Source organism: Ideonella sp. FW305-24 (assembly GCF_058788035.1).
In genome coordinates, this window is record NZ_JBYTAI010000001.1 from 193,371 (window position 1) to 220,150 (window position 26,780).

25 protein-coding genes and 1 pseudogene are annotated in these 26,780 nt (G+C 67.7%); 7 read left to right on the plus strand and 19 right to left on the minus strand.

Annotated features, from left to right (window positions below; genetic code table 11):
* Window positions 1-19: 19 nt before the first annotated feature.
* The gene (locus tag AC3WR5_RS00830) at window positions 20-781 is read left to right on the plus strand and encodes a response regulator transcription factor (RefSeq protein WP_141286065.1); all 762 of its coding nucleotides are present in this window, start codon (window positions 20-22) and stop codon (window positions 779-781) included.
* 5 nt (window positions 782-786) lie between these two features.
* On the plus strand, window positions 787-2,898 hold the full coding sequence (locus AC3WR5_RS00835) for a PAS domain S-box protein (protein ID WP_492481133.1): 2,112 nt from the start codon (window positions 787-789) through the stop codon (window positions 2,896-2,898).
* A gap of 9 nt (window positions 2,899-2,907) precedes the next feature.
* Here the strand turns inward: AC3WR5_RS00835 and AC3WR5_RS00840 are convergent, their stop codons facing one another.
* A complete protein-coding gene (locus AC3WR5_RS00840; RefSeq protein ID WP_492481135.1) occupies window positions 2,908-3,750 on the minus strand; it encodes a Crp/Fnr family transcriptional regulator in 843 nt (280 codons plus the stop codon).
* Window positions 3,751-3,981: 231 nt separating this feature from the next.
* Between AC3WR5_RS00840 and AC3WR5_RS00845 the strand changes: the two genes are divergently transcribed.
* Window positions 3,982-4,506 (plus strand): Rossmann-fold NAD(P)-binding domain-containing protein, encoded by a 525-nt coding sequence (locus AC3WR5_RS00845; RefSeq protein WP_492481137.1) that lies wholly within the window; start codon window positions 3,982-3,984, stop codon window positions 4,504-4,506.
* On the opposite strand, the pseudogene AC3WR5_RS00850 reads toward AC3WR5_RS00845, so the two are convergent.
* From AC3WR5_RS00850 to hemN, 3 genes and pseudogenes are all read right to left on the minus strand, one after another.
* Window positions 4,476-5,673: pseudogene (locus AC3WR5_RS00850) on the minus strand (MFS transporter). The gene AC3WR5_RS00845 and the pseudogene AC3WR5_RS00850 sit on opposite strands and share 31 nt — an antisense overlap.
* A 206-nt stretch (window positions 5,674-5,879) precedes the next feature.
* Window positions 5,880-6,566: a sulfite exporter TauE/SafE family protein gene (locus tag AC3WR5_RS00855; protein WP_492481139.1), complete on the minus strand. Its 687-nt coding sequence runs from the start codon at window positions 6,564-6,566 to the stop codon at window positions 5,880-5,882.
* 7 nt (window positions 6,567-6,573) lie between these two features.
* Window positions 6,574-8,007 carry an oxygen-independent coproporphyrinogen III oxidase gene (gene hemN / locus AC3WR5_RS00860; protein ID WP_231011233.1) on the minus strand — a complete coding sequence of 478 codons (1,434 nt, stop codon included), beginning with the start codon at window positions 8,005-8,007 and terminating at the stop codon, window positions 6,574-6,576.
* 120 nt (window positions 8,008-8,127) lie between these two features.
* Between hemN and fnr the strand changes: the two genes are divergently transcribed.
* The gene (gene fnr / locus AC3WR5_RS00865; RefSeq protein WP_492481142.1) at window positions 8,128-8,868 is read left to right on the plus strand and encodes a fumarate/nitrate reduction transcriptional regulator Fnr; all 741 of its coding nucleotides are present in this window, start codon (window positions 8,128-8,130) and stop codon (window positions 8,866-8,868) included.
* Between the two features lie 58 nt (window positions 8,869-8,926).
* Here the strand turns inward: fnr and AC3WR5_RS00870 are convergent, their stop codons facing one another.
* From AC3WR5_RS00870 to AC3WR5_RS00940, 15 genes are all read right to left on the minus strand, one after another.
* The gene (locus tag AC3WR5_RS00870; protein ID WP_141288733.1) at window positions 8,927-9,247 is read right to left on the minus strand and encodes a hypothetical protein; all 321 of its coding nucleotides are present in this window, start codon (window positions 9,245-9,247) and stop codon (window positions 8,927-8,929) included.
* Entirely contained in the window at window positions 9,222-9,455 is a 234-nt protein-coding gene (locus AC3WR5_RS00875) for a nitrogen fixation protein FixH (RefSeq protein ID WP_492481144.1), read from the minus strand. The genes AC3WR5_RS00870 and AC3WR5_RS00875 overlap by 26 nt, the downstream gene beginning before the upstream one ends.
* 23 nt (window positions 9,456-9,478) lie before the next feature.
* On the minus strand, window positions 9,479-10,954 hold the full coding sequence (gene ccoG / locus AC3WR5_RS00880) for a cytochrome c oxidase accessory protein CcoG (protein WP_141288731.1): 1,476 nt from the start codon (window positions 10,952-10,954) through the stop codon (window positions 9,479-9,481).
* 20 nt (window positions 10,955-10,974) lie between these two features.
* On the minus strand, window positions 10,975-11,913 hold the full coding sequence (gene ccoP / locus AC3WR5_RS00885; protein ID WP_141288730.1) for a cytochrome-c oxidase, cbb3-type subunit III: 939 nt from the start codon (window positions 11,911-11,913) through the stop codon (window positions 10,975-10,977).
* Window positions 11,910-12,104 carry a CcoQ/FixQ family Cbb3-type cytochrome c oxidase assembly chaperone gene (locus AC3WR5_RS00890; RefSeq protein ID WP_141288729.1) on the minus strand — a complete coding sequence of 65 codons (195 nt, stop codon included), beginning with the start codon at window positions 12,102-12,104 and terminating at the stop codon, window positions 11,910-11,912. The genes ccoP and AC3WR5_RS00890 overlap by 4 nt, the downstream gene beginning before the upstream one ends.
* A gap of 13 nt (window positions 12,105-12,117) precedes the next feature.
* Complete coding sequence (gene ccoO, locus AC3WR5_RS00895) at window positions 12,118-12,738, minus strand: cytochrome-c oxidase, cbb3-type subunit II (protein ID WP_492481147.1); 621 nt, start codon at window positions 12,736-12,738, stop codon at window positions 12,118-12,120.
* A gap of 10 nt (window positions 12,739-12,748) precedes the next feature.
* Window positions 12,749-14,179 carry a cytochrome-c oxidase, cbb3-type subunit I gene (gene ccoN / locus AC3WR5_RS00900; RefSeq protein ID WP_492482575.1) on the minus strand — a complete coding sequence of 477 codons (1,431 nt, stop codon included), beginning with the start codon at window positions 14,177-14,179 and terminating at the stop codon, window positions 12,749-12,751.
* Between the two features lie 84 nt (window positions 14,180-14,263).
* Window positions 14,264-14,413 (minus strand): cbb3-type cytochrome oxidase assembly protein CcoS, encoded by a 150-nt coding sequence (gene ccoS / locus AC3WR5_RS00905; RefSeq protein ID WP_492481149.1) that lies wholly within the window; start codon window positions 14,411-14,413, stop codon window positions 14,264-14,266.
* A gap of 13 nt (window positions 14,414-14,426) precedes the next feature.
* Window positions 14,427-16,670 (minus strand): heavy metal translocating P-type ATPase, encoded by a 2,244-nt coding sequence (locus AC3WR5_RS00910; protein WP_492481151.1) that lies wholly within the window; start codon window positions 16,668-16,670, stop codon window positions 14,427-14,429.
* 137 nt (window positions 16,671-16,807) lie between these two features.
* Entirely contained in the window at window positions 16,808-17,326 is a 519-nt protein-coding gene (locus AC3WR5_RS00915; RefSeq protein WP_492481154.1) for a P-loop NTPase family protein, read from the minus strand.
* 11 nt (window positions 17,327-17,337) lie between these two features.
* Window positions 17,338-18,618 carry a TRAP transporter large permease subunit gene (locus AC3WR5_RS00920; protein WP_492481155.1) on the minus strand — a complete coding sequence of 427 codons (1,281 nt, stop codon included), beginning with the start codon at window positions 18,616-18,618 and terminating at the stop codon, window positions 17,338-17,340.
* Window positions 18,619-18,634: 16 nt separating this feature from the next.
* Window positions 18,635-19,195 (minus strand): TRAP transporter small permease, encoded by a 561-nt coding sequence (locus AC3WR5_RS00925; RefSeq protein WP_492481157.1) that lies wholly within the window; start codon window positions 19,193-19,195, stop codon window positions 18,635-18,637.
* Between the two features lie 49 nt (window positions 19,196-19,244).
* Complete coding sequence (locus AC3WR5_RS00930; RefSeq protein WP_492481159.1) at window positions 19,245-20,447, minus strand: fumarylacetoacetate hydrolase family protein; 1,203 nt, start codon at window positions 20,445-20,447, stop codon at window positions 19,245-19,247.
* A gap of 78 nt (window positions 20,448-20,525) precedes the next feature.
* Window positions 20,526-22,307: an IlvD/Edd family dehydratase gene (locus tag AC3WR5_RS00935; protein WP_492481161.1), complete on the minus strand. Its 1,782-nt coding sequence runs from the start codon at window positions 22,305-22,307 to the stop codon at window positions 20,526-20,528.
* Window positions 22,308-22,388: 81 nt separating this feature from the next.
* Window positions 22,389-23,399 carry a TRAP transporter substrate-binding protein gene (locus tag AC3WR5_RS00940; protein WP_492482577.1) on the minus strand — a complete coding sequence of 337 codons (1,011 nt, stop codon included), beginning with the start codon at window positions 23,397-23,399 and terminating at the stop codon, window positions 22,389-22,391.
* Between the two features lie 194 nt (window positions 23,400-23,593).
* Between AC3WR5_RS00940 and AC3WR5_RS00945 the strand changes: the two genes are divergently transcribed.
* The 3 genes from AC3WR5_RS00945 to AC3WR5_RS00955 all read left to right on the plus strand — a co-directional run bounded on the left by AC3WR5_RS00945 (window position 23,594) and on the right by AC3WR5_RS00955 (window position 26,773).
* Window positions 23,594-24,526: a LysR substrate-binding domain-containing protein gene (locus tag AC3WR5_RS00945; protein ID WP_492482579.1), complete on the plus strand. Its 933-nt coding sequence runs from the start codon at window positions 23,594-23,596 to the stop codon at window positions 24,524-24,526.
* Between the two features lie 90 nt (window positions 24,527-24,616).
* Window positions 24,617-25,396 carry an IS66 family transposase gene (gene tnpC, locus AC3WR5_RS00950; protein ID WP_492481163.1) on the plus strand — a complete coding sequence of 260 codons (780 nt, stop codon included), beginning with the start codon at window positions 24,617-24,619 and terminating at the stop codon, window positions 25,394-25,396.
* 300 nt (window positions 25,397-25,696) lie between these two features.
* On the plus strand, window positions 25,697-26,773 hold the full coding sequence (locus tag AC3WR5_RS00955; protein ID WP_492481164.1) for a porin: 1,077 nt from the start codon (window positions 25,697-25,699) through the stop codon (window positions 26,771-26,773).
* The last annotated feature ends 7 nt before the right edge of the window (window positions 26,774-26,780 follow it).

Here is a 26,780-nt window from a genome sequence, read left to right on the forward strand (position 1 = left end):
CATCCCTTACGATGGCGGGATGTCGCTTCCCGCCGCCGTCAGCCCTTTGCACCTGGCCGTTCTCGACGACGAGCCCGACATCACCGCACTGCTCGCCAACTACCTGCAGGGCCGGGGCTACCGGGTCACGCAGCTGCACAGTGGCCGCGCGCTGATGGCGCTGATGAGCAGTGATGCGCCTTCGCTGGTGCTGCTGGACCTGGGATTGCCCGGCGAAGACGGTTTTTCCATTGCCCGCCAGCTGCGCGAGCACTGGCACTGTGGGCTGGTGATCGTCACCGGCCGCGGGGACGCGGTGGACAAGGTCGTGGGCCTGGAGGTCGGCGCGGACGACTACGTCACCAAGCCTTTCGACCTGCGCGAACTTCTGGCGCGCGTCAAGGCCGTGCTGCGGCGCATTGCACCCGACGAAGCCGCTGCACCCGCCATGGCACCCGCTCCGGCCCCTGCTGCTGCAGCCGCCGGCCCGCAGCGCTTTGCCGGCTGGTCGCTGGACAGCTCGGCGCGCAGGTTGCTGGACGCACAGGGCCAGGAAACCGTGTTGACCACAGGCGAATTCGACCTGCTGAGCACCTTCCTGCAGCATGCCGGCCGGGTGCTCTCGCGCGACTTCCTGCTGGAGCAGACCCGCGGCCGCAGCGCCGCGCCGTTCGACCGCACGATCGACGTGCAGGTGGGGCGGCTGCGCAAGAAGCTGGAGGCCGATGCCGACGATCCGCAGATCATCAAGTCCGTGCGCGGCGCCGGCTACATCCTGGTGGCGCCGGTGACCAAGGGCTGAGACAGATGCGCAGCCCTGCCCCTCCGCCCGCCTCGGCGCCCAGCCTGCCGCTGGAGCTGGATGAGCGCGATGTGTTCCGCTCACTGTTCGCGGCCTACCCGGACGCGCTGATCGTGGCCGATGCCCGCGGCACCATCGTGCTGGCCAACCCGTCGGCCGCGGCCTTGCTGGGCTACATCCCCGAGCAGCTGGTGGGCCTGAATGTGGACGTGCTGGTGCCAGACGCGATCCGCCCGCAGCACGCGGCTTACCGCGAGGGCTACGCCCGCCATCCCCGCACCCGGCCGATGGGCACCCAGATGGACCTGGTGGCCAAGCGGCGCGATGGCAGCGAGGTGATGGTGGAGATCGCGCTGAGCCCGCTGCAAAGCCAGGGCCTGCCCCTGGTGGTGGCGGCCATCCGCGACATTGGCAGCTACCCGCGCGTCAAGCAGGCCCTGCAGCGGGCACGCTACAGCGAACACCTGGCGCAGCTCGGCCGCGCCGCGGTGGACGCCCGCGACCCGCAGGTGCTGCTGGACCAGGTGCCGGTGATCGCCGGCCAGGCGCTGCAGGTCGAGCTGGCCGCGGTCTACCTGCTCACGGCAGACCGGCTGAACTTCAGGCTGGTGAGCGGCTTTGGCGCGCTGGCGGAGGAAACCATCGGCTCGCAGCTGGCAAACCTGCCGGACAGCCCGCTGGCCTTCGTGCTGGCCCAGGGCGGGCCGGTGACGGTGGCCGACTACCGGTGCGAACAACGTTTCGTGGTGCCGCCTGCCTACCTGGCCGCCGGGCTGACCAGCGGGCTGGCCGTGCCCTTGTCCGACCGCGGGCGCACCATTGGCGCACTCGTCGTGCGCTCGCGCGAGGCGCAGCGCTTCGGTGAGGACGAGCAGCGCTTCCTCGAATCGCTGGCCAACCTGCTGACCACCAGCCTGCAGCGGGCCGAGTCCGAAGAAGCGCTGAACCATGCGCAAAGGCTGGAAAGCGTGGGCCAGTTGACCGGTGGCATTGCGCACGACTTCAACAACCTGCTGACGGTGATCCAGGGCAACCTGCAGGTGCTGGAAGAACTGCCGACGCTGGCTGCCGACCCGCACGCGCTGCAGCTGGTGGACGCGGCCACCCGGGCCAGCCGCCGCGGCGCCGAGCTGACCGGCAAGCTGCTGGCCTTTTCGCGCCGCCAGGTGCTGCAGCCCAGCGCAGTGGACGTGGGCCAACTGCTGCTCTCGCTGGCCGGCATGCTGCGCCGCACGCTGGACCAGCGCATCCAGATTGCAGTCGAGCCGCTGGTGGACTTGCCACCGGTGCTGGCCGACCCCGGGCAGCTCGAATCCACGCTGCTGAACATTGCCATCAACGCCCGCGACGCGATGCCCGAAGGCGGCACGCTGCGCTTTACCGCCACGCCGCACGCGCGCCTGCCCGGCGCACTGCGCGCCGAGCTGGACCCGCAGGGCCAAGCCGACGGCGGCTTTGTCGCGATCGCCATCAGCGACACCGGCAGCGGCATGTCCGAGGAAGTCAAGGAACGCGCCTTCGAGCCTTTCTTCACGACCAAGGAGGCCGGCCGCGGCACCGGCCTGGGGCTGAGCACGGTCTACGGCTTCGTCAAGCAATCGCACGGCGCCGTGACCCTCGACAGCACGCCCGGCAGCGGCACCTGCCTGACGCTCTACATCCCGACCCAGGCCGACGCGCAGGCCCCGACCAGCGAGCCGGTGCCGGCCACGCAGGCGCTGCCGCCAGGCTTGCGCGTGCTGCTGGTGGAAGACGATGCCGAGGTGCGCGAGGTGGTGCGGCAGTTCCTGCTGGCGCTGGGCTGCCAGGTGACGCCGGTGGCCAGCGGCGAGGCGGCATGGTCGATGCTGGAACAGCTGGACCCGCCGGACCTGCCCGATGCCGGTTTCGACGTGCTGCTCAGCGACATCGCGCTGGGCGCCGGCATGCGCGGCACCGCGCTTGCAGCAAAAGCCAGGCAACGCTGGCCGCAGCTGGCGGTGCTGCTGATGTCCGGCTTCTCGGCCGAGCTGCTGGAGGCGGACCGCGACTCCCCGCCCGACTGGGAGCTGCTGCGCAAGCCCTACAGCCGCAGCGAACTGGCGCAGGCGCTGGCCCGCGTCATTGGCACCAGGTGATTCGCTGGCTCACTGCAACGTAGGCGCAGCCGGCAGTTCGTCGGCCACCGGCGAAAGGCAGCGCTGCACAAAGGCTGACAGGGCGCTCACGTCCGGGATCTGCACCTCGCGGCGGCCCTTCTCGGCGAAGCAGATGATCCCGTCGCGGGCCAGGCGCGACAGCGCGCGGCTGACGGTCTCCAGCGTCATGCCCAGGTAGTTGCCGATCTCGGCGCGGCTCATGCGCAGCGTGAATTGATCGGTGCGCAGGCCACGCTTGGCCAGCGACTCGGCCCAGTAACGCAGGAAGTCCGCCACGCGCGCGTCGGCAGGCAGCGTGCAGACCGACATCAGCGAATCACGGTCACGGGTGATCTCGCGGCTCATCGCCTGGTGCAGCACCGTCAGCAGAGCCGGTTGGCGCAGGCTGGCGGCCACCAGGGCGTCATAGCGCACGCTCCAGACCTCGCCGGTGTCCATGGCCACGGCGTCGCAGCCATAGTGGCCATGGGCAATGCCGTCGAAGCCCAGCCAGTCGCCGCGGAACTTCAGGCTGACCACCTGCTCGCGGCCATCGGCCGACAGGCGCACCAGCTTCACGAAGCCGGCGTTCATCAGGTGCAGGCAGGCAAAGGCTTCGCCGGCTTGGTAGATGCGATCGCCTGCATGCACCACGCGGCGCTGCGGCGCAAGCGCCTCGCCGATCAGGGTCAGCGTGTCGCCGATCTGGGCAGCGGCACTGAGCTGCGTGCGCGCCAGGCCTGGCAGCTTGGGCGCTTGCGCCATGGCCCGAGCCGGGGGCGTCGGCATCGCCATCACGTGGGCGGCAGGAACGGCGATGGCAGAGGCAGTGGCGGCGGCAGAGCTGTGCATGGGGATCTCCAGGGCGTTGGCATTCAGGTTGAGATGAATGCTAGGCAGCGCCTGCAACACAGGCATCAACGGCCCGCGTCGCTCGGTAACAGTGGGTCAACAGACCGTGTCAACCGCGTATCAGGCAGGCCGGCGGCGGCGGGCTTGACGCCGCGCAAATGCGCGCCGCGCTGCCGCCGCTAGGCTGGGCCTCCGCGCAATCAAGGCTTGCGCCGCACCTCCCCGCAACCCATGCCTGCCCGCTCCCACATCCTTCCGTCCCCCATGCCCGAGACGCTGCCTCCCGCGAATCTCGCCGCCCGGCAGGCCACACTGCTGGCCAGCGCGCGCAGCCTGCAACGGGCGGCCGCGGCCGGCACCGCTTCGCAACCGCTGCGCGGCCTGAACCTCGGGCTGCTGTGCGAAGACAGTGCGGCCGACCCCACCCAAGGCGCCGGCCTGCTGCGCCGTGCCGCGCTGGCGCTGGGCGCACAGGTGGCGCTGGTGCGCCCCAGCCAGTGGCAGACCGGCACGCCAGAGGACCTGCAACCCACGCTGCGCCTGCTCGGCCGCTTCTATGAGGCGCTGGCCTGCGAGGGCCTGCCCGCCGCGCTGGTGCAGCAGATCCGCAGCGAGGCCGGCGTGCCGGTCTGCCAGGACCTGGCCTCGGGCGCGCATCCAGGCCACACGCTGGCCGACCAGCTCGAAGGCCAGAGCTCCGAGGCCGACAAGCGCTGCTACCTGCTTCAGGCGCTGCTGCTGGACGCGCTGCGCTGAGTCGCGGTGAATGACGACTCACTCAGCGCTGCGGCACGCTCACGCCACACGCTGTAGCCCGCCACCGCAAGGCCGCCCAGCGTCAGCACGGCCGCCACCCAGGGCAGGTGCGCGAGGCCGGGCCCGTGGTCGATCACCACGCCGCCCAGCCAGGCGCCCAGCGCGTTGCCCAGGTTGAAGGCGGCGATGTTGAGGCTGGACGCCATGCTCTGCCCGGCTCCCTCCGCCTTGCTGAGCACGCGCAGCTGAAGCGGTGCCACGGTGGCGAACGCGCCGGTGCCCAGCAGCCCGACGAACAGCACCGCGGCGATGGGGTTGCCCATCACGAACCCCATCAGCACCAGCACGATGGCGAGTGCGGCCAGCGAGCCGAGCAGCATGCGCACCGGCGCGCGGTCGGTCAGCCGGCCGCCGATGACGTTGCCGAGGATCATGCCGACGCCGAACATCAGCAGGATCACCGACACCGTGGCCTCGGCAAAGCCGGTGACCTGGGTCAACAGCGGCTGGATGTAGGTGAACACGGCGAACACGCCGGCGAAGCCGAACACGGTGGCCGCGAGCCCGAGCACGACGTGCAGCCGTCCCAGCACCTTCAGTTCCTCCTTCAGCGACACGCCGCTGCCGCAGCCCGCCTCCCTCGCCGAGACGAACAGCGCGATGACCGCCATCGCGACGAGGCCGATGGCGCACACGGCCCAGAACGTAGCCCGCCAGCCGAAGTTCAGCCCGAGCCAGGAACCCACCGGCACGCCCAGCAGCGTTGCGACCGTCAGGCCGGTGAACATCGTCGAGAGCGCAGCGGCCTTTCGGTCCGGCGGCACCACGCTGGTGGCGACGACTGCGCCCACGCCGAAGAAGGTGCCGTGCGCCAGCGAGGTGATGACCCGCGCCACCATCAGCACCGCGTAGCTGGGCGCCAGCGCACAGGCCAGGTTGCCGAGCGTGAAGATGACCATCAGCGCGAGCAGCGCCGTCTTGCGCGGCACCTTGCTCAGCGCTGCCGTGAGCAGCGGCGCCCCCACGAACACGCCGAGCGCGTAACCGGAAATGAGCAGGCCTGCGGTGGACCTTCAGGTCGGCCGCGAGCTGCAGCAGCAGGCCCATGATGACGAACTCGGTCGTGCCGATGCCAAAGGCGCCGATGGTCAGCGCATAGAGGGCCATCGAAGGGCGCTTGCCGGCGTTTGCGGAGGCGCCCTGGCTGGATTGCGGTGGGTTGGTCATGCCGGCGTGGTCTCCATGGTCGATGCCTGGAAGACTAGCGACGGCTTGTGTTCCCCACCTCTCCCGAAAACGCCCTCCTGGTGCCGGCTGATGGGGGGAGGCCTGACTCTCCCCGGCCCCTGGCCGCGGGGCACCTTCTCAGGCTCTCAGGCCACGCACCAGGCAGCGAACTGCGCCAGCAAGCCATGGCTCAGCGCCCAGCCCGAGCCCAGCACCAGGCCGGCGCCGGCCATGCGGTAGCCCCAGGCCTGCGCCAGCACGGGCGAGACGCGCTGGCCGCGCCAGCTTTGCCAGCGGGTCCACAGCCAGGGCGCCAGCGCCAATGCGGGCATGGAGCCCAGCGCAAACGCGGCCATCACCAGCGCACCGCCCAAGGCATCGTTCGCCAATGTGGCGAGCAACAGGCCGGCCTGCAGCGCGCCGCAAGGCAGCGCCACCCAACCCAGCCCGGCCAGGCCGGCGCGCCAGGGCCGGCGGCGGCCACCCACCCAGCGCACCGGACTGGCACCGTCGCGCAGCAAGGCAGCCGGCAAGCGGCCGGTCAACAGCCACCACAGGCCCAGCGCCAGCAGCGCCAGGTGCAGCGCCACCCACAGCGGCCGCAGCGCCGGCACGGCCTGGCTCCAGGCACCCAGCGCCGCCACGCTGGCCGCCGCCAGCGCACCGCCAGCCATGTAGCCCACGAGCCGGCCCAGCTGGAAGCCGGCCAGGTTGCGCCCGCAGCCACCGGTGAGCGCCGCACACGGCCCGGCGCACATGCTGGCGCAATGCGGCGAAGCGGCCACGCCCATGGCCAGGCCGGCAAGCACCAACGGCAACACGGCAGCGGTCATCAGGCGCTCAAATCATCCTGGAGAAACGCTCGCGCTGGCGGTCGGTCTGCAGGTAGCGGTCGAAGACCATGGCCACTGCGCGCACCACATACCAGCCGGTGGCGGTGACCTGCAAGGCATCCGGCTCAATCTCGACCAACCCTGCCTCGGCCAGCGGCGCCAGCTGCTGCAGCTCGGTGGCGAAGTAGCTGCGCATGTCCATCAGGTGGGCCAGCTCGATGGATTCGAAGTCGACCCGGCCCTGGCACATCAGCGCCATGATGACGGCGCGGCGCACCAGGTCGTCCCTCACCAGCGCCACGCCGCGCTGCACCGGCAGTTCGCCCTGGCGCAGCGCGTCGTAGTACTCGGGCAGGGTCTTGGCGTTCTGGTGGTAGCTCGCGCCCACGCGGCCGATGGCCGACACACCCAGTCCTATCAGGTCGCAATCGGGCTGGGTGCTGTAGCCCTGGAAATTGCGGTGCAGCCGACCTTCGCGCTTGGCCACGGCAAGAGGATCGTCCGGCAGCGCGAAGTGGTCCATGCCCACATAGGTGTAGCCGCGACCCAGCAAGCCGGCGATGGCACCGCCCAGCATTTCCACACGTTGCGCGGCGCTGGGCAGCTGCAGGGTGTCGATGCGGCGCTGCGGCTTGAAGCGCTGCGGCAGGTGGGCATAGGCGTACAGCGCCAGGCGGTCCGGCCGCAGTTCGCCGATCTGCGCAATGGTGCGCGCGAAGCTGGCCGGCGTCTGCTGCGGCAGGCCGTAGATCAGGTCGGCATTGATGGAGGCGAAGCCCAGTTCGCGCGCGCTGACCATCAAGGCTTTCACGCTTTCGAACGGCTGCACGCGGTGCACCGCCTGCTGCACCTGCGGATCGAAGTCCTGCACGCCGAAGCTGATGCGGTTGAAGCCCAGTGTGCGCAGGTGGGCCAGGCGCTCGGCGCTGACGGTGCGCGGGTCGACCTCGATCGACAGCTCCGCCCCTTCGGTGAAGCCGAAGGCTGCGCGCAGCGAAGCCAGCAGACGGCCCAGCTCCTCGTCGGACAGGAAGGTCGGCGAGCCGCCGCCCAGGTGCAGCTGCGAGACCAGCTGCGAAGCCGACGGGCCGTCGCCCAGTGCGGCGCGCACCAGGCCGATCTCGGTGTCCAGCGCCTGCAGGTATTCGGTGGCGCGCTCGTGATGGCGGGTGATGACCTTGTTGCAGGCGCAGTAGTAGCAGACCGACTCGCAGAACGGAATGTGCACGTAGACCGACAGCGGCCCGCCCAGCGCCGCGCCGCCGCCGCGCAACGCCAGCGCTCGGCGGCACTCGGCCGGGCCGAAGGCTTCGACGAAGCGGTCTGCCGTGGGGTAGGAGGTGTAGCGCGGGCCGGGGGCGTCGAAGCGCCGCAGCAAGGCCTCGGGCAGCAGCGGCGACGCCTGCTCTGCGCCAGCGGAGGTCGACGAAAGGACTGTCATGCCCGGCATGCTGCCCGGCACCGGCCTTGGCCGGCTTGATCTGGCGCAAGCGCCCACAGCAGCCGGGCTTGAACAATCAGGTCCCGGACCTTTGTTGTCTCACATCAAGACTGCCCCGCCATGATTCCCCTGACCGATGCCTGCGCCGCCCAGGCCAAGCCCAATGTGGCCTGCTCACACTGCAATCTGCGCGAGCTGTGCCTGCCGGTGGGCATTCCGGAAGACGAACTGCAGCGGCTGGACGGCATGGTCGCCACCCGCCGCAGCGTGCGCCGCGGCCACACGCTGTTTCGCCACGGCGATCCGTTCGAAGCGGTCTACGCGGTGCGCACCGGCTTCTTCAAGACCCGCATCACGCCCGAAGACGGGCGCGACCAAGTCACCGGCTTCCAGATGGCGGGCGAACTGCTGGGTCTGGACGGCATTGGCAATGACCACCATGCCTGCGACGCCGTGGCGCTGGAAGACTCTCAGGTTTGCGTGATTCCCTACAGCCAGCTCACGCAGCTCTCGCGCGAATTCCCCGGCCTGCAGCGCCAGTTCCACAAGATCATGAGCCGCGAGATCGTGCGCGACCATGGCGTGATGCTGCTGCTGGGCAGCATGCGGGCCGAAGAGCGCCTGGCAGTGTTCCTGCTGAACCTCTCGCAGCGGCTCAAGGCGCGCGGCTTCTCGCCGTCTTCGCTGGTGCTGCGCATGACACGCGAGGAAATTGGCACCTACCTGGGCCTGAAGCTGGAGACCGTGAGCCGCTGCTTCTCGAAGTTCCAGGAAGACGGCGTGCTGGCGGTACGCCAGCGGCAGATCGACGTGCTGGACCCCGAGGCCTTGCAGCGCCTGGTAAACAACGCGCACGGCTGATCCAGCCGAGCCGCGGCGGTGCCACCCCCCTGCGTGACGGGCTCCGCGGCGCCAGCGGTCATTCGGGCGCCGCCTCGCGCTCGCGCCGCAAGCCGCCCACCAGCCACAAAGTAGCGGCCGACGAAATGGCGGTCGTGACCCAGAAGACCAGGAATGCCAGCGAACAGATGGCGTTGCGCGACCATTCGGATTCGCCGCTGCCTGGCAGGTCGTGCACGCTGCCGGGGTCCACGAAGGCGAACATCAGGCCGGCGAGCAGGCCCGCCATCACGAATGCAGGCCAGAGCACCAGCAGCAGCCTGCTGCGAAGCCTGGGCCGGAAAGCGACGGTGCGCTCCTCCGGCTCGTCTTCCTCAACGGCGTGTGGGGCTGGCAGCATGATTGCGCGCCTGCATGGCATCGGTCGTGGCCCCCTGCTCTGCGCTGCCCGCCTCCAACAGCGGCCGGTCCCGGCCGTGCAGCGCCAGGCCGAAGGTGGCGAAGCTCGCCACCACCACGAGGGCGGGGCCGCCAAACACCATCCAGGCAGTGGGCACCCGCCACCAGGGCAAGGTCGGTTGAAACTGTTCGATGGGCCTTGCCTTCATGGCTTGTCTCCTTGTTGGCGGAATCAGCGGGGGATCACAAACGAGGACTTTTCGCTCACCGCGGCACCCGCGGCGCCCAGCGGCGACACCTCGAAACGGATCGGGTGGGCGCCCGGTTTCAAGGCCGCCGCCTGCTCGGGCGGCACCCGCACCGCGAGCGTCACCCAGCGGGCTTCGGCAGGCAGCAGGCTGACCTCCGGGCTGCCGGACAGCACAGCGCCGGGAATGCCCTGCACTGCCACGTGATAGCGCTGTGGCTGCTCGGTGGCATTCATCAACTGCAGCCGGAAGACGTTCTCGACCAGGCCGTCTTCAACGATGCGCGCCAGCGTGGCGCGGTCGCGCACCACGTCCACCTTCAGCGTGCGGCGCAGACTGAGGCTGGTGACAAACGCGACGGCGATGACGATCAGCACCGCGCCATAGATCAGCACCCGGGGCCGCAGCAGGTGCGGCAGGTCAAGCGCTGGCTTGGGCGGCTTGGTGAGGTCCGGATGCGGTTCCTGCCGGGCCAGCGCATTCTGCGTGGCATAGCGGATCAGGCCGCGCGGATAGTGCATCTTGTCCATCACACCGTCGCAGGCGTCGATGCAGGCGGTGCAGGCGATGCATTCGTACTGCAGCCCCTCGCGGATGTCGATGCCGGCCGGGCAGACCTGCACGCACAGGCTGCAGTCGATGCACTGGCCCAGGCCGGCGCTCGCCAGGTCGGTGCCGCGGGCGCGCGTGCCGCGTGGGTCGCCGCGAGCGCTGTCGTAGCTGACGATCAGCGTGTCCTTGTCAAACATCGCGCTCTGGAAGCGCGCGTACGGGCACATGTACTGGCAGACCTGCTCGCGCAGGAAACCAGCGTTGCCGTAGGTGGCCAGGCCGTAGAAATTGACCCAGAACCATTCCCAGGGGCCGAAGTCCAGCGTGAAGGCCTCGGTCCACAGGCTGTGGATCGGCGTGAAATAGCCCACGAAGGTGAAGCCTGTCCACAGGCCCAGCAGCACCCACACCACGTGCTTGCCGCCCTTGCGCCAGAGCTTGTTCAGCGTCCATGGGCCGGCGTCCAGCTTCATGCGGGCGCCGCGTTCGCCCTCGAAGCGGCGCTCTATCCACAGGAAGATCTCGGTGTAGACCGTCTGCGGGCAGGCATAGCCGCACCACAGGCGGCCGCCCACGGTGGTGAAGAAGAACAGCCCGTAGGCGCTGAGCACCAACAGGCCGGTGAGGTAGATGAAGTCCTGCGGGTACAGGACCAGTTGGCCAATGTAGAAGCGCCGCGCCGACAGGTCGAACAGCACCGCCTGCCTGCCGTTCATCGACAGCCAAGGCAGGCCATAGAACAAGGCCTGCGTGAGCCACACCATCAGCCAGCGCCAGCGGGCGAAACCGCCTTTGACCGAGCGCGGGTAGATCTTCTTCTGCTTCTGGTAGAGCGAGACCATCTCGCCCTCGCCCGCTGCGGACGCAGCGTCACCCGGGGCTGGCACGATGGGAATGACGCGGGTCATGCAGCTTGCCTTGATTTGCCTTACGGCGTGGCGGAAGTTGTGGCCGTGGCCGTCGTCACCGGGCCGGACTTGGACAGGCCCCAGACGTAGGCGGCCAGCAGGTGGATCTGCTGCGCCGAGAGGCGCTCGCCGTGCGCCGGCATGACGTTGGTCTTGCCCTTGTTGATCATCGCCACCACCGCGTCTTCACCCCAGCCGTGCAGCCAGACCTTGTCGCTGAGGTTGGGCACGCCCAGCGCCTGGTTGCCCTTGCCATCCGGCCCGTGGCAGGCTGCGCAGGCCACGAACTTGGACTTGCCGAGCTGTGCAGCCAGGCTGTCGTGCGGGCTGCCGGACAGGCTGAGCACGTAGTTCGCCACCTGGTGCACCTCGTCGGCATTGCCGACCGCTGCCACCATCGGCGGCATGATGCCCACGCGGCCTTCGCGGATGGTCTCCTCGATGCGCTCGGGCGCCCCGCCCCACAGCCAGTCCTGGTCGGTCAGGTTCGGGAAGCCCTTGCTGCCGTGCGCATCCGAACCATGGCAAGCCGCGCAGTTGTTGGCGAACAGGCGCTCGCCCACCGCCATGGCCTGCGGGTCCCGGGCCAGTTCGGGCGCAGTCTTGGCAGCAAACGCAGCAAACATCGGCGCGGTGACCGCGTTCGCTGCCGCCTGCTCTTCCTTGTACTGGCCGACGCTGCTCCAGCCCAGCTGGCCAGGCGCGCTGCCCAAGCCGGGGTACAGCGCCAGGTAGCCGGCGCCAAACACCACCGTGAGGATGAACAGCCACATCCACCAGCGCGGCAGCGGGTTGTTGAGTTCGCGCAGGTCCTCGTCCCAGACGTGGCCGGTGGTGTTGTCCTGCGCCATCACGCGGCGGCGTGCCGCGATCAGCAGCAGCGCGATGCAGGCCACCAGGCCCAGCACGGTGACTGCGGCAACGTAGTAGCCCCAGCCTGCGTTGATGAAGTCGCTCATGCCCGGCTCCCTCGCGTGTGATCTTCAGCCACCGCGGCAGCGGAGAGAGGGCCGTCATCCCCTTCAAAGACCAGGCGGGCGGCAGCCTCGTGCGCGGCGCGTTGCGCCGGGCGCCAGGTCCAGACCATCAGCCCGATGAAGAGGGCCAGGCTCAGCAGCGTCACGAGGCTGCGGATGTCGTTGATGTCCATGGTGTCCCTCAATTCACTTGACGTGCGTGCCCAGCGACTGCAGGTAGGCCACCAGCGCGTCGAGCTCGGTCTTGCCTGTCACGGCCTCGGCACTGCCGGCCACATCTGCGTCGGTGTAGGGCACGCCCAGCCGCTGCATGGCCTTGAGCCTGGGTGGCACACTGGCCGGCTCGATGGCGGCCGTCTCCAGCCAGGGGTAGGCCGGCATGTTGGACTCGGGCACCAGGTCGCGCGGGCCGGCCAGGTGCAGGCGGTGCCACTCGTCGCTGTACTTGCCACCCACGCGCTGCAGGTCGGGCCCTGTGCGCTTGCTGCCCCACTGGAAGGGATGGTCGTAGACGAACTCGCCGGCCATCGAGTAGTGGCCGTAGCGCAGCGTTTCGGCATGCAGCGGGCGGATCATCTGCGAGTGGCAGTTGTAGCAACCCTCGCGCAGGTAGACGTCCCGGCCGACCAGCTGTAGCGCCGAGTACGGCTGCAACCCGGTCACCGGCTGGGTGGTGGAACGCTGGAAGAACAGCGGAATGATCTCGACCATGCCGCCAACGGCGATGACCAGCAGGATCAGCACGATCATCAAGAAGTTGCTCGTCTCGATGCGCTCGTGGCCGCTGACGGGAGAATGGGTGCTCACAAGGCGCTCCTCAAGCTTGGACCAGACGGGGGATGGGGGACGGGGCCGGACGACCGCTGCGCACGGTCATCACCACGTTCCAGGCCATCACAGCCATGCCGGACAGGTACAACAGACCACCCAGCAGGCGGATCGCATAGAACGGCCAGGTCGCCTTGACACCTTCGACGAAGGTGTAGACCAGCGTGCCGTCGGTGTTCAGCGCGCGCCACATCAGGCCCTGCATCACACCGGCAATCCACATCGCGGCGATGTAGAGCACGATGCCCAGCGTGGCGATCCAGAAGTGCAGCGAGATGGCCTTGACGCTGTACATCTCCTTGCGGCCGTACATGCGCGGGATCAGGTAGTACAGCGAGCCCATCGAGATGAAGCCCACCCAGCCGAGCGCACCGCTGTGCACGTGGCCAACCGTCCAGTCGGTGTAGTGCGAGAGCGCGTTCACCGTCTTGATGGACATCATCGGACCCTCGAAGGTCGACATGCCGTAGAAGCTCAGGGCGACGATCAGGAACTTCAGGATCGGGTCGTCGCGCAGCTTGTGCCAGGCCCCCGACAGCGTCATCACGCCATTGATCATCCCGCCCCAGCTCGGCGCCAGCAGCACCAGCGAGAACAGCATGCCCACGCTTTGTGCCCAGTCGGGCAGCGCGGTGTAGTGCAGGTGGTGGGGGCCGGCCCACATGTAGGTGAAGATCAGCGCCCAGAAGTGCACGATGGACAGGCGGTACGAGTACACCGGCCGCTCGGCCTGCTTGGGGATGTAGTAGTACATCATCCCGAGGAAGCCGGCAGTCAGGAAGAAGCCCACGGCGTTATGGCCGTACCACCACTGGATCATGGCGTCCTGCACACCAGCGTAGGCCGAGTAGCTCTTCCAGAAGCTCACCGGCATGGCCGCGCTGTTGACGATGTGCAGCAGCGCGACAGCCAGGATGAAGGCGCCGAAGAACCAGTTGGCCACGTAGATGTGGCGCACCTTGCGCACACCCAGCGTGCCGAAGAAGACCACCGCATAGGCGACCCACACGACGGCGATCAGCAGGTCGATGGGCCACTCCAGCTCGGCGTATTCCTTGCCCTGGGTGAAGCCCATCGGCAAGCTGATGGCGGCCAGCACGATCACCGCCTGCCAGCCCCAGAACACGAACTTGGCCAGCCACGGCAGGAACAGCGGCACCTGGCAGGTGCGCTGCACGACGTGGAAGCTGGTGGCCATCAGCGCACAACCGCCGAAGGCAAAGATCACCGCATTGGTGTGCAGCGGCCGCAGCCGCCCATAACTGAGCCAGGGGATGCCGTAGGTCAGGTCAGGAAAGGCCAGCTGGGCGGCGATCAACACCCCCACCGTCATGCCCACCACGCCCCACAGCACCGCCGCCAGCGCAAATCCACGCACCGTTTCGTCGGTGTAGTTCACCGTGCCGGGCGTCTCGCGCATTGCCACCATCAGAGTCCTCCGATCCCAGTCGAATGTCGACAGAAGGATTCTTTGCTGGCCGCCCCCCTCGGGGCTTGATGCTTGTCAATCGGGGGCGCGGTCGTCCAGCAGAATCTGCTCGCCTTGCTGTTCCAGGTCATCGAACTGGCCGCCCTGCAGCGCCCAGGCGAACACGGCCAGCAGGCCCAGCACCAGCAGTGCCGAAAGCGGGATCAGGAGGTAGAGGATGTCCATTGGATGAAGCCGCTCAACGGGCCAGGCGCAGCGCATTGAAGACGACGACCAGCGAGCTGCCGGCCATGCCGAGGCCGGCGGCCCAGGGCGGCAGCCAGCCCAGCAGCGCCAGCGGCACGCTGGCCGCGTTGTAGGCCACGGCCCAGGCCAGGTTCTGGCGCATCACGCGCCGGGTCTTGCGCGCGAGTTCGCGCGCCGAGGCCAGGTCCTGCAGGCGGTTGGAAACCAGCACCGCGTCTGCCTCGCAGCGGGCCACACCAGCGCCCTCGCCCATCGCCACCGAAACATCGGCCTGCGCCAGTACCGGCGCGTCGTTGATGCCGTCGCCCAGCATGGCCACGCGCAGGCCGGCGGCCTGGGCTTCGCGCACCACCCGCAGCTTGTCTTCGGGTGCCATGCCGCCGCGCCAGTCGGCCAGGCCCACGCTGGCGGCAAAGCGGCCGACCCGCGCCGGGTCGTCGCCAGACAGCAGCAGCACCTTCAATCCGCCCTGCTGCAGCTGCCGCAGGCAGTCGACCACGCCGGGCCGCGGCTGCTCCTGCAACTCGAAGCAGGCCAGCGCCTGGCCGTCCACGCTCAGCGTGGCGGCGCCACGCTGCTGGGCTTCACTCGCCAGCGCACCCGCCCAGCCGGCCACACCCAGCCGCCAGGCCCGGCCCTGCGCGTCCAGCGCCTGCAGCCCCTTGCCCGCCACTTCCGAGGGCGACTGCCAGCAGCCGCCATGCGCAGGTCCCGGTGCTGCGGCCACCAACGCCCTGGCCACCGGATGGCTGGACCAGCCGGCCAGCGACGCACCGATGCGCATCAGCGCAGCGTCGTCCCAGCGCGCATCGGGCGCGAGGCGCTGCAGCCGCAGCGTCTGCTGCCGCGGGTCGGTCAAGGTGCCGGTCTTGTCGATGCACAGCAGCTGCACCCTGGCAAGGCCGTCGATCGCGTCCAGCCGGCGCAGCAGCAGCCCGCGGCGGCCCATGGCACCGGCGGCGGCCAGCAGCGCCGATGGCGCCGCCAGCGCCAGCGCACACGGGCAGGTGACGATCAGCACCGAGACGGCCACCCACACCGCACGCGCGGGGTCAATGGCCTGCCAGGCCAGCGCCGCTGCGCCGGCCACCAGCAGCACCGCCCACAGGAACGGGCCGGCCCAGCGCTCGCTGCTGGCCAGCGAGGCTGGCCGCAGCGTCTGGGCCTGGCGCATCAGCCCGACGATGGCCTCATAACGGGTGTCCGCCCCCACGCGCTCGACCCGCATCAGCAAGGCCGCATGGCCGTTGACGCTGCCGGCCACCAGACTGTCTCCAGGCGCCTTGGCCACCGGCGTCGACTCGCCACTGAGCAGCGATTCGTCCACCGCCGTGTGGCCCTCCAACAGCACACCGTCGGCCACCAAGGCCTGCCCGGCCGGTACGCGCAGCACGTCGCCCCGCACCAGTTGGTGCACCGGCACCGTCTCCACGCTGCCGTCTGCCCGGACCCGAAGCGCGCGCTCAGGCAAACCAGCCAGGGTGTCTTCGAGCGCAACGGCTGCACGGTGCCTGGCCTGCATCTCCAGCAGCCGCCCGCCCAGCAGGAAGGCCACGAACATGGTCAGCGAATCGAAATACACCGCGTCGCCGAACAGGCCGCCCGGATCGAAGGTGGCGCCGCTGCTGCCGATGAAGGCCACCGCGATGCCCAGCGCCACAGGCACGTCCATGCCAATGCGCTTGTTCTGCCAGGCCCGCCAGGCGCCGCGGAAAAACGGCGTCGCGGAAAACGCCATCACCGGCAGTGCCAGCAGCCAACTGCCCCAGTCCAGCAAATGCTTCAGGTCCGGTGCCAGCTCGCCGGGCCCCGCCACGTAGGAGGGCGTGGCCAGCATCATGATCTGCATCGCACACAGGCCGGCCACGAACAGCCGCCACAGCGCCGTGCGTGCCTCGCGCTGGCGCAGCGCACGCGCGCCGGCCGCCGTGTCCGGCACCGCCTGGTAGCCAGCACGCTCGATCGCCCGGATCAGCGCCGGCACGTCCGTGCGCGCGCCGTCCCAGCGCACCGTGGCGCAGGCCGACACGGCACTGACATGCGCCTGCAGCACGCCGTCAACCTGGCGCAGCGCGGCCTCGATGGTCATCGTGCAGGCCGAGCAGCTCAGACCACCCAGGCGCAGTGAAGCCTCGACCGGCTGCGGCGCCACGTCCGGCGCAGCCACATGCTCCGGGCCACGCTTGGCTTGTGCACCCGGCCAGAAGTCTGGCCCACCCTGGACCAGCGGTTTCATCATGCAAGCTCCCGCCAACACTGGGCGGACATCGCCTGAATGCATGCTGGACGTGACTCGCATGCTGAGGCAACGGGCCGGTTCAGCGCTTGCGCAAGATCAATCCAGCGCCGCGAGACGAAGCGCCGCGCGGGGCCTTACATCAGGCCGTGAGACTTCAGTCCTGCCAGCACCCGCTCGACCCGCGCCTCCACCGACAGGTCGCCATGAAGTGCCAGCACCGGGCAGGTCCTGTCCGCCAGCCAGGCCCGGTGCTTCGCCAGGCTGCGGCCTTCCGACGGGCCTTGGTCGTACTGACCGGCCCATTCGATGAAGGCTTCATCCACTGCACCAAAACGTTGCAGTTCACGCTCGCGCAGCCGCGCCAGGCGGATGGGCGCATCCAGGTAGAGAAAGACGATCAGGTCGAATGCATCCTCGACCTCGGTGCCCCAGCCGATGATGGCGCCGCCGAGCACCGCGTGCTGCGCGGCTTGCAGGTCGCGCGAGAGCATCGCCCGCCGCGCGTCGGCCGGCCGCTTGTCCAGGAATGGGGGTTCTGGCCGCAGCCAGTAGTAGGCGTCGCCATCCAGGCAGGCCGCACCCAGTCGCTCGGCCAAGGCTGCCGCCAACATGGAAGTGCCAGAACCGGAAGCGCCGGTGATGTGGATGCGCATTCAAACTCTCATCAGCTGGCAAACCACTTCGCCGGGCCGGTGACCAGCCAGGGAAAGAAGACCATCAGGAACATCATGGCGAACTGGGCTGCCATGAACGGCAGAACACCACGGGTGACTTCGTCCATTTTCATGCGGCCCACGCCGGCCACCACATTGAGCACCGTGCCCACCGGCGGCGTGATCAGACCGATCGCGTTGTTGATGATGAACAGCACGCCGAAATACACCGGGTCGATGCCCGCTGCCTTGATCACCGGCATCAGCACCGGGGTCATGATCAGGATGGTTGGCGTCATGTCCATCGCCGTGCCCACTGCCATCACCAGCGCCATGATCGCGATCATCAACAGCGTCTGGTTGCCCATGAACGGCTGCAGCAGCGAGATCATCTTGCTCGGAATGTCTGCCACGGTGATCAACCAGGCGCTGACCATCGCCGCGGCCACCAGGAACATGATCACGGCCGTCGTCTTGGCCGCGCTGACGAACACCTCGCGCAATTGGCGCAGGCTCATCTCGCGATACACCAGCGTTGCGACAAACAGCGCATACACCGCGGCAACCACTGCTGCCTCCGTCGGGGTGAACACGCCCAACTTGAGCCCTGCCACCACGATCACCGGCAGCACCAGCGCCCAGGTCGATTCCTTCAGCGCGCTCAAACGCAGGGCCAAGCTGGCCTTGGGCGGCGGCGGGACGTTTTCCTTCTTCGCCACCCACCACCAGGCGAGCGCGATGGACAGGCCCATCAGCAAGCCGGGCACGATGCCGGCCAGGAACAGCTTGCTGATCGACACATTGGCCGCCACACCGAAGACCACGAAGCCGATCGAGGGTGGGATGACCGGGGCGATGATGCCGGCCGAGGCGATCAGGCCGCCAGCGCGAGCCTTGTCGTGGCCGGCTGCCACCATCATCGGAAGCAGCAGCGAAGCCAGCGCCGCCGTGTCAGCCACCGCCGAGCCCGAGAGTGCAGCCAACAGGCAGGCCGCCACAATGGCCACGAAGCCCAGTCCGCCACGCTTGTGACCCACCAGCGCCAAGGCCAGGTTGACGATGCGCCGGCTCAAGCCGCCGACGTTCATGATCTCGCCAGCGAGCATGAAAAAAGGCACCGCCAGCAGCGGAAAGCTGTCGGCGCCATTGACAACGTTCTGCGCCAGGATCTGGGCGTCAAACATGTCCAGGTGAACCATCAGCGCCATGCCTGAGAGCAGCAGCGAATAGGCAATGGGGATGCCCAGCGCCATTGCAGCGAGCAAGGCACCCAGGAAGATGAGAACCGTCATGATGTGTGTCCGCTGCTCAGTGCTTTTTGAAGGTCTGGCTGCGGTCGAGCTGGAGTTCTTCGATCTGCGCCAGATCCTCCGACTCTTGCACCATCACCAGTTCGGACTCGCTCAGCCGGCCCGAGACGGTGCGCCAGAATTCGCCCAGCAGCATCAGCCCGGTGGAGACGGCGAACACGATCCCAGCAGCGTAAAAGATGGCCACCGATGCGCCCGTGACCGGGGCTTCGACGTCCCAGTTGATCCTGGCTTGCTGCCAGGAGCCCGACAGCAGCAGTGCGGTGGCCCACAGCATCAGGATCTGGCCAAGTCCCAGGCAGATGCGCTTGCCGGTAGGGCTCAGCCGCGAAGTCAGCATGTCCGAGCCCAGATGGGCGCGCTCGCGCACGGCGACGGCCGCGCCCAGGAAGGTCAGCCAGACGAAGAACCAGCGCGAGAGTTCCTCCGAGACCGCGATGCCGGAGTTGAATGCGTAGCGCAGCACCACGTTGCCAAACACCAGCAACACCATCAGCGCCAGCAAGGTCACCAGCACCCATTCCACGCCGCGGCAATAGCCGTCGAGCAGTTTCTTCATCATGTTGTCTCCGTGACGGTCTTTGCCGTCGCCATGTGAACGGGCGGTTTCAGAGCGTGCCGTCCTTCAGCAAGCCCCGCGCGGCGAGGTTGTTGATGAAGGCACGCAGGCCGAATTGCCAGGGAGCGGCCGTCTCGCTGTGGGTGACGCGGTTGTGCAGGCCGCCCAGCCAGTGGCTGTGGATGGTGACCACGTCGCCCAGCTTGTGGGTGAAGCCACTGCCGGGCTGGTCGCGGTCTTCGATGGGCGCGAAAAGAGTGCCCAGGAACAACATGAAGCCATCGGGGTACTGATGTGCCGCCAGGGTCTGCGCCACCAGTTCGCCAGGGTCACGACTGATGCTCGCCATGGTGTTGATGCCGCAAAGTTCAAAGCCGTCGACACCAGCCACCCGCAGGTGCACCGTCTCGCGCCTCACGTCGTCCAGGCTGAAACCGGCATCAAACAGGCGGATGAAGGGGCCGATGGCACACGAGGCGTTGTTGTCCTTGGCCTTGCCCAGCAGCAGCGCACTGCGGCCTTCGATGTCTCGCAGGTTGACGTCATTGCCCAGGGTGGCGCCGACGATCTGGCCACGGCCGTTGACCGCCAGCACCACTTCAGGCTCCGGGTTGTTCCAGGCCGAGTCGGCACGCACGCCGATGTCCTCGCCGCAGCCCACCGAGGCCAGCACCGGCGCCTTGGTGAAGACCTCGGCATCCGGGCCAATGCCAACCTCCAGGTACTGGGACCACAGCCCCTTCTCCTGAAGCAGGGCTTTCAATGCCATGGCCTGGGGCGACCCGGGCCGGATGTCGGCCAGGCGCTCACCGAGCAACGCATTGACCTGGGCGCGCAGGCTCTGGGCACGGTTGGCATCGCCACCTGCCTGCTCTTCGATCACCCGCTCCACCAGACTGGCAGCAAAGGTCACGCCCGCAGCCTTCACGACCTGCAGGTCGCAAGGGGCCAGCAGCCACGGCAGCGCCTCGTTGCGCGCGCCGCTTCGGCTGTTGGCCAACAGAGCCTCCACGCTGCACAGGCGCTCGCCTGCCGTCTGGCTCACAGCCTGAGCCGGATCATCCCGTTCCAGCAAGGTGCTCATGGTCGGGAACTGCGTGCTCAGGTCGAACACGCCGTGCTCGCGCAAGGCCACCACGGCCGGACCGGCAATGCCATCGCTGCGCCAGACCCGGGCCACGAGTGTGCCAGACAAGCCGTCGGCGGGCAGGATGGCGGCGAGATCGGCAGCCAGGGTGGTCAGGGCGTTCATGCGGGTTCCTTCAAGCGATCAGGGGACGGCAATGCGGCAGCCCCGTGCGAGTACGGCGGCGCCGGCAAGGACAGAAGTTCAGTGGTTGTGGCGGGGGGTGTTCTCGGCGATGCGGCGGTAGGCGAGCGCGAAGTCAAGCGTCGCGCCATCCACCAATTGGCCCGTCTTTTCGCGGTACAGCGCTTCCCAGGGCGAATGGCTGGGTGGCACCGGCGGTGCGGGCAGTTCGCGGCGGCGGCGCGCGATCTCTTCCGGTGCCAGCAAGGCGTCGCAGCGGCCGGTGTTCAGATCCACGCGGATCATGTCGCCGCTTGCCAGCCAGCTCAGGCCGCCGCCAACCGCACTTTCAGGTGAGACGTTGAGAATGGACGGACTGTCAGACGTGCCGGACTGGCGGCCGTCTCCCAGCGTGGGCAAGGTGGTGATGCCACGGCGGATCAGCGCGTCAGGCGGCTGCATGTTGACCACCTCGGCGGAGCCCGGCCAGCCGATGGGACCCGCCCCTCGCATCACCAGGATGCAAGCTTCATCGATGTCGAGACCCGGATCGTTGATGCGGGCGTGGTAGTCCTCAGCACCCTCGAACACCACAGCCCTGGCCTCGAAGACACCTTCGGCACCGGGCCGGTTCAGGTAGCGTGCCCGGAAGCGCTCGGAAATCACCGAAGTCTTCAGGATGCCAAAGTCGAACAGGTTGCCGCTCAGCACCAGGAAGCCAGCCTGGTGCATCAGCGGCTGGTCGAAAGGCTTGATGACCTCGCGGTCGTGGGTCTCGCGGCCTTGCAGGTTTTCGGCCATGCTGCGGCCGGTCACGCTGAGGCAATCGCCATGCAGGCGCTGGGCCTGCAGCAACTCCCACATCAGCGCCGGCACACCACCGGCGCGGAAAAAGCGCTCGCCGAGGAACTGGCCCGCAGGCTGCATGTTCAGCAGCAGCGGCAGGTCATGCGCGTGGGTGCGCCAGTCGCTGGCATGCAGTTCGACCCCGGCATGGCGCGCCATGGCCATCACGTGGACCTGCGCATTGCTGGACCCGCCCGCGCAACTGATGACCGACAGCGCATTGAGGAAGCTCTCTCGCGTCAGGATGCGGGAAGGCCGCAGATCCTCATGCGCCATCCCGACGATTCGCCGGCCGGTCTCGTAGGCCATCTGCCCACGCTCGCGATAGGGTGCCGGAATTGCGGCGCAGCCCGGCAGCGACAGCCCCAGCGCCTCGGCCACCGCATTCATCGTGGATGCTGTGCCCATGGTGTTGCAATGACCCGCCGACGGGGCGCTGCTGCAGGCCCGCTGCAGGAATTCTTCTTCGTCAATCTCGCCTGCAGCCAACTGGCGGCGGCTGCGCCAGATGACAGTTCCCGAACCGACCAGTTCACCTCCGTGCCAGCCATCCAGCATGGGCCCGCCCGACAGCACGATGGCAGGGATGTCCACCGTCGAGGCAGCCATCACGCCAGCCGGCGTTGTCTTGTCACAACCGGTGGTCAGCACCACCGCGTCGATCGGGTAGCCGTAGAGGATTTCGACCAGGCCGAGGTAGGCCAGGTTGCGGTCCAGCGCGGCCGTGGGCCGCCGGCAATTCTCGAAGATCGGATGAACCGGGAACTCCATCGGAATGCCACCGGCGTCGCGGATGCCGTCGCGCACCCGCCTGGCCAGGTCGAGGTGGATGCGGTTGCAGGGCGACAGGTCGCTGCCGGTCTGCGCAATGCCGATGATGGGGCGACCGGAACGCAACTCTTCGGGCGTGAGCCCGTAGTTCATGAAACGCTCGAGATACAGCGCGGTCATGTCGGATCGCGCCGGGTCGGCGAACCACTCACGTGAGCGAAACGGGCGGCGGGGCATCTTGTCCATGGCAGCGTGGGCAGACAGCAGAAATGGGAGCAAGGCAAGGCAGTGCAGTCCGGAGCCCGCACCGCCCTGGGCGTTCCGGAGCTACTTCGTGCCGCCCCTGACCTTGGCCAGCTCGGCCATCATCTCCGCGGTCGTCGTCTCGCCGAATTCCTTGGCGTACTTGGCCATTACCGGCTGCAGCTTGGCGCGCAGCTTGGCCTGCTCGGCGGGCGGCAGTTCGGTGACCTGCATGCCGGCCTTCTTCAACTCGCCCAACGCCTTGTCGCCGAAAGCACGGATGGTCTTGCGCTCGTAGGCAGTGGCTTCGCGGGCCGCGTCCTGCACGATCTTCTGCTCCTGGGCAGACAGGCCGTCCCAGGTTTTCTTCGACATCAGCAACACCCAGGTGCTGTACATGTGGTGCGACAGCACCAGATGCTTCTGCACCTCGTAAAACTTGCTGGCGAGGATGGTGGCAGGCGGGTTCTCCTGGCCGTCCACCGCGGCCTGCTCCATCGCCGAGTAGAGCTCGGTGAACGGCAGCGGCGTGGCGTTGGCGCCCAGGGTGTTGAAGGTGTCCAGGAAGAGCGGGTTCTGGATCACGCGCAGCTTCAGGCCCGCCAAGTCCTCGGCCTTGGTGATGGGCCGACGTGAGTTGGTGACATCACGAAAGCCATTCTCCCAATAGCCAAGGCCCACCAGGCCTTTGTCCGGCAGCGTGGCCAGCAGCTTTTGTCCGACCGGACCATCCAGCACCGCATCGGCCTCAAGTTCGGTATTGAAGGTCAGTGGCAGATTGATCACACCAAAAGCCTTCACCATCGAGACCAGCGTCGAGCTGTCGGGCACGGTCATCTCCAGAGTGCCGCCGCGCAGCGCTGAGGTCATGCTGATGTCGTTGCCCAGCGAGCCGCTGGAAAACAGCTTGACCGTCATCTTGCCGCCGCTCTTGGCGGCCAGTTGCTCACCGAAATACCTGACCGCCACGGCCTGGGGATGGTCGTCGCTCAGCCCGATGCCGACCTTGAAAGTGTGTTCCTTGACTTGAGCAGCCACGGGTACCGCCAGCACGGCCAGCAGCGCGCCGACCAGGGCGAGGGTCTTGAACTTCATGCTTGTCTCCGATGGTTTGAAGTGGACGCGACGGACCCAGCGGGCCATCGGCGGCGCCTTGGTGGATCTGTGTCGGTCCCCTTCAGCGCCGGCGCAGATTAGGTCTGCGGCGGCCGCGGGTCTATTCAATTTTTTGCTAGCATCCATTCCAGACAGTTATGACTCCAGACACCTTTACGGGCAAACCCTTGTCCATGGCACAGGCCTGTTCTCGCCTGCGCTTCAGGCATCTGCAGTTCCTGGACATCCTCGGCCACACGCGCAACCTGCGCCTGACCGCCGAGCAAATGCACATCACCCAGCCGGCGGCTACCAAGATCCTGATGGACATCGAGGAGATGCTGGAGTCGCGGCTGTTTGAGCGGCTCTCGCGCGGCATGCGGCCCAATGAACTGGGTCTGTTCACGCTGCGCTACGCGGCCAGCGCACTGGCCGGGCACCGCAAATTCGTGGACGAGTTCAATGCCCTGCGGCAGGGAGGTCATGGCCACCTGACGATAGGCGCCATCACCGGTTCGGCCGCTCACCTGCTGATCGCCTCTGTCGCCGAGATCCAGCGCCTGCGGCCGCTGCTGGTGCTGAAGATCCTGGAGCACAGCAGCGATCAACTGATCGTCTGGCTGGCCGAGCGCAAGATCGACCTGATGATCGGCCGCTTCACCGAAGAATCCCAGCAAACGCAGTTCCACTACGAACGCCTTTCCGGCGAGATGCTGGACGTGGTAGCGGGCGTTCATCACCCGCTTCGTGCCGCAACCGATCTGGAACTGGCGAAGCTGGCGCACTGGCCCTGGATCCTCTACCCCACCTCGACAGCCTTGCGACGCGTTTCGGACGAGGCATTGGGCAATACCGGACTGGCGCTCAGCTCAGGCGTGGTCGAAACACCCTCCTTCCTCTTCGCGATGGCATTGATGCAGAGCACCGACATGCTTTCGTTGCAGCCAGCGGCACTCGTGGACAAATACGTCAAGAAAGGCCTGCTGGCTCGCATACCGGTGGCCCTGCCGGCGCGCATGCCGGATTACGGCCTGATCACAAGGCTTGATGAGGTTCTCACACCAGCCGCGCAGGCGTTCATCAATGTGCTGCGCAGTGTTGCCGCACCTGTGCCGAACGCGGCATGAGCCGGCGTTAGGCGCGTACATTCAAGCAGATGCCCGGGCATCTTCAGGTTGTTCCCCAGCCCTGGCTGACCCACCCCCGCGAGGCCACTGGTGGCGCAAGCGGCCACGGGGCTGGCGGCTTACCGCCGGCAAGCGCGCCGACGTTGGCTACGGCAACGGGGGCTTCGGCGGGTGGTGTTCGAGTTCAGCGAAGGCCGCAGCGGCGAGAACGTGCGCGAGTTCCTCAAGCTCGACACCCCACAGGCCTGGCAGGGCACGTTGCTCACCGACGGCTTCAGCGGCCACAACGCGACCACCACCAAGGGTGTGACCTCGGCGCAATGCATGGCCCACGCCAGCAGGAAATTCAACGACCTGTGGGCCAACCACCGCAGTGAGGTGGGCCGCAAGGCCCTGCGCTACCACCAGTGCCTGTTCAGGATCGAGCGCGAGATCGAAGACCGGCCCGGCGACGAGCGACGGCGCATCCGCCAGCGCAAGTCACGACGGGTGCTGGCCGTCTTCCATCGCTGGCTGCTCGAACAGCGGCGGTTGGTGCCCGTCGGCTCGGCCACGATGAAGGCCATCGACTACAGCCTCAAGCGCTGGACGCCACTCACTCGCTTCGTCGAGGACGGTGATGTGCCGATCTCGAACAACTGGGTGGAGAACCACATCAGGCCGATTGCCATCGGGCGGTCGAACTGGCTGTTCGCCGGCAGCCTGCGCGCGGGCAAGCGGGCCGCGGCCATCATGAGCCTGCTGCACTCGGCGCGCATCAACGGGCACGAGCCCTATGCGTACTTCAAGGATGTGCTCGAGCGGTTGCCAACTCACCCGGCCAGCCGCATCGGCGAGTTACTGCCGCATCGCTGGGCGCCCGCTTCCTGAAGTGCGGCGTCAGCCGCATGCCTCAGGCCGAGCTGACTTGGCCGGACGCTTACCTTCAGTTTGCGATGACCCAGGGTTGTGTCCATCGCAAGCTCTTTGTCGATGGAGACACCTTGGGCCGGCGCGCGGCGCAATAGGGTGGAATCGCCCAGATTGCGGTGGGCGGTATTGGCAAAACGTATCGCCTCGCTGCACATACTGAATGGCCAATTGGCGCTAGCGCAGCGATGCTCCTTGCCCTGGCCTCGAGTTGCATGCACCCGCCAACAGCCAGCGAAAAAAACTCACCCAGGAGACACGATGACCTTTGCATTCGGCAGGCGCATGGCGCCGTTCTCGGCAGCCTCGGCGCTGTTCGTCTGTGCCGGCCTGCAACCAACGTTGGCGCAGGATCAGGTCACGGTCTACGGCATCGTCGATGCCGGTGTGCTGGTGTCCAAGACCGGCGCACCCGGTGCGCACTGGACCAAGGCCGTGGACTCGGGGCACCAATGGAACTCGCGCCTGGGCTTTCGCGCGAGTGAAGACCTTGGCGACGGCCTGCAGGCGATCTTCAACACCGAGACCGGCTTCGGTCTCGATACCGGCACCACGGTCACCTACGGCGAGCCGGCCTCGGCGTTCTGGGCGCGGCGCTCGGTGGTCGGCCTGAAGGGCCGCTTTGGCGAAGTGCTGCTGGGCCGGGACTATTCGCCGGGCTTCTGGACCATCATCCAGTCGGACCGAAATCGGTACGGCTTGCCGGGCACCATCTCGGTCGCAAGCCAACTGCGCGAGGCACGCATCAACAACGGTGTGTTCTACAACTCGCCAGCCTGGTCGGGCTTCATCGGGCGCGCGGCCATTGCGGCCGGGGAAGGAATCGCTGGCAAGCTGATGGCCGGGTCGATCGACTATCGCCGGCCCGACCTCTTCGCGACTGTCTCGTTGCAGCGCCGCAAGCTATTGGCGACCTCTACACAGGCCGCAGGGCATTTCGACGAGGGCGGCTTCGGCGTCGAGTACAAGCTCGCGGCCTACGCAGCCAATCTCGGCTGCTGGCGCACCGATCCCGTGACGGCAACGACCGGCGCCGTCGACAAGACCCGCGCTTGCTGGATCGGCGCAAGCGCCAGCTTCGGCCAGCATGTGCTATGGACCCAGGTCGCACGCACGAGCTTCGAGCACTTGAACACTCCCTCCGGCCGAGCCATCAACTACGGCCTCTCCTACAACTACCTTCTCTCCAAGCGGAGCAACCTCTACGCCTCCTACGGCGGAGTCGACAACGATGCGAATACCAACCTCGCACTGGCGACGGGCTCGGCTCGTGTCGGCGGTGCGGGGCGCGATGCCGACCCGCGGGGCTTCGTTGCCGGCATCAAGCACAGCTTCTGAACCGGGG

Bases quoted from the DNA above. Each gene is read 5' to 3' on its own strand.
- AC3WR5_RS00830 (WP_141286065.1), top strand. From the start codon at position 20: ATGTCGCTTCCCGCCGCCGTCAGCCCTTTGCACCTGGCCGTTCTCGAC.
- AC3WR5_RS00835 (WP_492481133.1), top strand. From the start codon at position 787: ATGCGCAGCCCTGCCCCTCCGCCCGCCTCGGCGCCCAGCCTGCCGCTG.
- AC3WR5_RS00840 (WP_492481135.1), bottom strand. From the start codon at position 3,750: ATGCACAGCTCTGCCGCCGCCACTGCCTCTGCCATCGCCGTTCCTGCC.
- AC3WR5_RS00845 (WP_492481137.1), top strand. From the start codon at position 3,982: ATGCCTGCCCGCTCCCACATCCTTCCGTCCCCCATGCCCGAGACGCTG.
- AC3WR5_RS00855 (WP_492481139.1), bottom strand. From the start codon at position 6,566: ATGACCGCTGCCGTGTTGCCGTTGGTGCTTGCCGGCCTGGCCATGGGC.
- hemN (WP_231011233.1), bottom strand. From the start codon at position 8,007: ATGACAGTCCTTTCGTCGACCTCCGCTGGCGCAGAGCAGGCGTCGCCG.
- fnr (WP_492481142.1), top strand. From the start codon at position 8,128: ATGATTCCCCTGACCGATGCCTGCGCCGCCCAGGCCAAGCCCAATGTG.
- AC3WR5_RS00870 (WP_141288733.1), bottom strand. From the start codon at position 9,247: ATGCTGCCAGCCCCACACGCCGTTGAGGAAGACGAGCCGGAGGAGCGC.
- AC3WR5_RS00875 (WP_492481144.1), bottom strand. From the start codon at position 9,455: ATGAAGGCAAGGCCCATCGAACAGTTTCAACCGACCTTGCCCTGGTGG.
- ccoG (WP_141288731.1), bottom strand. From the start codon at position 10,954: ATGACCCGCGTCATTCCCATCGTGCCAGCCCCGGGTGACGCTGCGTCC.
- ccoP (WP_141288730.1), bottom strand. From the start codon at position 11,913: ATGAGCGACTTCATCAACGCAGGCTGGGGCTACTACGTTGCCGCAGTC.
- AC3WR5_RS00890 (WP_141288729.1), bottom strand. From the start codon at position 12,104: ATGGACATCAACGACATCCGCAGCCTCGTGACGCTGCTGAGCCTGGCC.
- ccoN (WP_492482575.1), bottom strand. From the start codon at position 14,179: ATGCGCGAGACGCCCGGCACGGTGAACTACACCGACGAAACGGTGCGT.
- ccoS (WP_492481149.1), bottom strand. From the start codon at position 14,413: ATGGACATCCTCTACCTCCTGATCCCGCTTTCGGCACTGCTGGTGCTG.
- AC3WR5_RS00910 (WP_492481151.1), bottom strand. From the start codon at position 16,670: ATGAAACCGCTGGTCCAGGGTGGGCCAGACTTCTGGCCGGGTGCACAA.
- AC3WR5_RS00915 (WP_492481154.1), bottom strand. From the start codon at position 17,326: ATGCGCATCCACATCACCGGCGCTTCCGGTTCTGGCACTTCCATGTTG.
- AC3WR5_RS00920 (WP_492481155.1), bottom strand. From the start codon at position 18,618: ATGACGGTTCTCATCTTCCTGGGTGCCTTGCTCGCTGCAATGGCGCTG.
- AC3WR5_RS00925 (WP_492481157.1), bottom strand. From the start codon at position 19,195: ATGAAGAAACTGCTCGACGGCTATTGCCGCGGCGTGGAATGGGTGCTG.
- AC3WR5_RS00930 (WP_492481159.1), bottom strand. From the start codon at position 20,447: ATGAACGCCCTGACCACCCTGGCTGCCGATCTCGCCGCCATCCTGCCC.
- AC3WR5_RS00935 (WP_492481161.1), bottom strand. From the start codon at position 22,307: ATGGACAAGATGCCCCGCCGCCCGTTTCGCTCACGTGAGTGGTTCGCC.
- AC3WR5_RS00940 (WP_492482577.1), bottom strand. From the start codon at position 23,399: ATGAAGTTCAAGACCCTCGCCCTGGTCGGCGCGCTGCTGGCCGTGCTG.
- AC3WR5_RS00945 (WP_492482579.1), top strand. From the start codon at position 23,594: ATGGCACAGGCCTGTTCTCGCCTGCGCTTCAGGCATCTGCAGTTCCTG.
- AC3WR5_RS00955 (WP_492481164.1), top strand. From the start codon at position 25,697: ATGACCTTTGCATTCGGCAGGCGCATGGCGCCGTTCTCGGCAGCCTCG.